We start from the raw sequence: 4,714 nt of genomic DNA, 5'->3' as shown, positions 1-4,714 counted from the left end.
ATTGGACCATATTTATCACTATCCTGAACCTGACGATTCTTGAAATACCGTCGAATATCTTCTAGAGCCGTGTGATTCCGCAGATGTATTCGCAATGATTCTATCATTTTCCGAGATTCTTTTTCCAAAGACTGCACCAACAGCAAGCGAACTGATTCCCTCGTGGAACGTATGTCTTCCATAGGAACAAATACAATATAGGATTTTTTTTCTCTCAGCAAATAGGGCTTTTCTTTCTCCAATCTAAACTTCTCTTCTGCTGATAAAAATCTCTGTTTTTCTTCTGATTCCTGAAGTTCTTTTTCTATTAAATGATCATAACAATCCTCAAGAGTAAGATTTTCTAGCTTTGCATAAGAGTCTTTCCTCTTATTGAAAGTATTTGCGTTATAGTTTCCAGATTTTTTTGAGAAGAATATAGCCTCAAATTCCTTTTTGGGATCAGAAAAAGTTACTAAACCTATCCTAGATCCTTTTCGAGTTTTCTTCTGTTTTTTAGACATAACCGTCACAGCCAACCGCACAGATTTGTTCTTTCCAGAAGCACTATCCTCATGAAAATCAGCATAGCCATCATAGTCAAAATAGCTTTTGATACCCATTTTTTCTAAAAATGTTCGATAAACATCCAGAGGATGCCCTGAAAAATAAAAACCTAATACTCGCCGTTCGTTTTCAAATCGCTTGGAAGAATTTTCAATTGAAACCTTTTCCAAAGAAAGTTTTTCAGAAAAATCATCTTCCTCTCTGGCAAAAATATTAACCTGTCCATTCGCACGATTCTCATTAACGCGTTGAGCATACTCCTGTATACTATCCAGGGCATCAGATAACTGTGCACGGCTATAGTCATTAAAACAATCTAGAGCCCCTGCAAAAATAAGACCTTCCAAAACCCGACGGTTCAATTGTTTTGGATCAATTCTAGAACAAAAATCTTCTAGACTTGCAAAAGGCTTGCCTGATCTTACTTTCATAATATGATCAGCCGTTGCTGCACCTACTCCTTTGATAGCCGCCAAAGAATAGTAAATACTGTTGTCCCCTGGTTCAAAATCTCTACAAGAAGTCTGAACGGATGGAGGGATAATATTGATTCCAAACTGACAAGCATCCCAATAGAATTTTTTGATCTTTTCTGTATCATCCATATCCAAAGTCATTGATGCTGCCAAAAATTCAACAGGATAATGAGCCTTCATCCAAGCCGTTCGATAAGAAATAACCGCGTAGGCTGCTGCGTGGGACTTATTAAAACCATAACCCGCAAATTTCGCCAATAATTCAAAAATTTCTTTCGCCTGAGCGCCGCCAAGTCCTTTTTGCTTTGCTCCTGAAATAAAACGTTCCCTCTGTTTATTCATTTCCTCTACAATTTTTTTTCCCATAGAACGCCGCAAAACATCTGCTTCAGCAAGAGAATATCCTGAGAGTACTTGTGCTATCTGCATCACTTGCTCTTGATAAACGATAACTCCTTGAGTTTCCTTTAGAAGAGGATCAATAAGAGGGTGGATGGAATCGATTGGCTTACCATTTTTGCGGTCATTATAAACCGCAATATTGTCAATTGGTCCTGGACGATATAAGGAAACTAAGGCGATAATATCTTCAATACAGTCTGGTTTCATTCCCGCTAAAGCCTGGCGCATTCCAGAACTTTCCAGCTGAAATACACCCAATGTTTTTTGAGTCGCTAAGAGCTCATAAGTCTTCAAATCATCAAAAGGAATAACTGATAAATCAACCTTCTTTCCCCGACGAGCGATTAAATCTATACCCTTTTGCAATACAGTAAGCGTCTTTAAACCAAGGAAATCAAATTTAACTAATCCAGCTTTTTCAATCCATTTCATGTTAAACTGAGTTACAGGCATATCAGAACGTACATCACGATACATAGGAATCCGCGTTGATAAAGGACGATCGCTTATCACAATGCCTGCTGCATGCGTTGAAGCGTGCCGATAAAGCCCCTCTAATTTCTGAGAAATATCCAGAAGACGTTGCACGGATGGATCATCTAAAGATGCATCATCAAAACGAGGATCTTCTGTAATAGCTTGATGAAGAGGTACTGGATTGGCAGGATTATCCGGAACTAACTTACAAATACGATCAACCTGAGAATATGGCATCTGCAAAGCTCGTCCAACATCACGTAATGCTGCCTTAGCCTGTAAAGATCCAAAAGTAATAATCTGAGCAACTCGTTCATGTCCATATTTATCCTGAACATATCGAATAACTTCGTCGCGTCGATTTTGACAAAAATCAATATCAAAATCTGGCATAGACATCCGATCTGGATTCAAAAAGCGCTCAAAAAGAAGTGAAAAACGTAAAGGATCAATATCCGTAATCGTTAAAGCATAAGCAACCAGAGAACCTGCACCGGAACCTCGTCCAGGTCCTACCGGAATATGCTTTTTTTTTGCCCATTGTATGAAATCAGCAACAATCAAAAAGTAACCGGAAAACTTCATACGCACAATCACGTCCAACTCAAAATCAAGACGTTGTATATAGTCTTTTTGACAAAATCCCTCTGCAATTGCGCATTGTGCAAAACGCATTTTTAGACCCTCTTGAGCCTGTCTTCGCAATTCAGATATTTCTATTTCTTCAATATCATCATCTATATCCTCTTCTGTTTTAACAAAACGCGGTAAAATTGGTTGGCATACATCAAGGAAAAAGGAACAGCGTTTGGAAATTTCAACTGTATTTTCAACAGCTTCTGGCAAATCTGAAAATAAGGAAATCATTTCATACCGGCTCTTTAAATAATGATCGGGAGTTACCCGCGGACGATCGTCTTGAGATAAAACTGTTGAATGCGCAATAGCCATTAAAACATCATGGGCTTCATAATCTTCCCTGGAAAAGAAAAAAGCATTATTAGTTGCAACCAATGGTAATTCATGTGTATAAGCCAATTGGAGCATTTTCGCTTCATGCTCACGGTCATAACCTTCATGACGCTGCAACTCAACGTAAAGACGATTGTCAAAAATCTTCTTAAAAGACAGTAATCTTTTTTCTGCCACCTGGGAATTATTTGCGAAAATCGCTCTGTCTATCGGACCGGAACTTGCTCCCGTTAGCATGATCAGACCTTCTGTCCCTAAATTTTGCAACCAAGATAAACGAATGCTAATAGCTTTCTGATCCTGCTCTTGAGCTAGATACATACGACTTACAAGATCAATAAGTCGTTTATATCCCTGAGCATTAGATACCAAAAGAATGATAGACGGAAAACTGATCAAAGATGATTGGCTCTGATCTCTCGTCTCTAGGTTATCTTGCATGTCAATATCCAATTGACAGCCAATAATAGGTTGAATTCCAGCTGAAAAAGCCACTTGTGAAAATTCTAATGCACCAAAAAGATTGTTAGTATCCGTTACAGCAATTGCTGGCTGATCATCTTCTCCTGTTTTTTTTAAAATCTTTTTGAAAGGGAGAGCTCCCTCCAACAACGAATAAGCAGAATGAATGCGCAAATGCACAAAACCTGGTGACTGTTTTTTCTGTTTATCAAAGATCATAACGTCTTCTTTATCCCTTTAAACCATGATCTCTTAAAGTCATCTTCAATATTTTTTCCCTAATAATTATAAACAAAGCATAATCAATAATTTAATTGCTACGAGCCTTGAATCAGAGGTTGTGGATTTTACTGCATATTTTCACTCATATTTCGCACCTTTAAGGAATCCTTTAATAAGGAATTATCATATTAAAGGCTTCCTTTTCCTAACAATATTATCTGTATACCAATACTTGATCTCTTTTTCCTCATGGTCTTCGTCATTAAAGTCTTTTTTCTTGGAAAACTGAGGCTCAGCTAAGCCGTGCCATATCACCCACTCGAATATAATCCTCTATTTCTCCCCAAGCACCTAAATTACAATGCAACGTGGAACTTCTCTATCAGCTATACAAAATCCTTATGAAACTTAACAATCCTAAGAATAGTTCCTATGACTTATTGAGCTTTGAATAACAATAAATTCCTTAGGATTTTCCTCCCCCCATAAATCTGAAAGATTCCTGCCTGTAAAGGATACAATCATCTATCGCAATATCAAAAATTGCATGTTCTATTAATGGCATATGTGGTTTTTATACAATCGAAAAAATTTTCCTCCCCATGCCCTAACCCACAAAACAGAAAAGGGATAAAATTAAAAATATAGTTATATCAATATCTTAATATGCATCCTAAAATTGAACACCAATATTTTAGTATTCTTTTCATCAACACAATCCGTAGAGATATGTCACATACGATCAATCGGATAAGCTTGCCATGGCAATGTATTTCTTGAATGCTATTTCCTTTTTATTCTACTGGACAGAAACTTGTGAACTGATAAGAAAAAATCTTGTTATTGGATTTACAAAAACCACTCCTATGCACAGTTGAGCATTCATATATGGACAGTAAAACAAGCATAGATTTCCGCCAGTCATTGTCTCATGAATACAATAAGCTGATGACTCCAGATCTGATGTTTCTGCTTTGTTTGCTCCGATTTTATTTCATAATGAATAGGAGAAAATCACGTCAAGGATGGGGGGATTATCCATCTATATATAGGAGCGAAATTAACACCCTAAAAACAACGACTTAACTATCCCCGAACCCAGAATCAGAGGTTGTGGATTCTCCTGCATCTTTTAGATTCATAGTCCGCACCTTTTA

1 protein-coding gene is annotated in these 4,714 nt (G+C 37.3%); it reads right to left on the bottom strand.

Annotation, left to right across the window (positions count from 1 at the left end; translation table 11 throughout):
- The coding region (gene dnaE / locus H0G72_RS05525; RefSeq protein WP_182017777.1) for a DNA polymerase III subunit alpha at window positions 1-3,554 on the bottom strand (3,554 nt) is incomplete at its 3' end.
- Between the last annotated feature and the right edge of the window lie 1,160 nt (window positions 3,555-4,714).

Origin of the sequence: Candidatus Liberibacter sp., assembly GCF_014048425.1 — a bacterium.
Taxonomy (GTDB): domain Bacteria; phylum Pseudomonadota; class Alphaproteobacteria; order Rhizobiales; family Rhizobiaceae; genus Liberibacter.
This window is presented reverse-complemented; position numbering and strand designations above follow the sequence as displayed.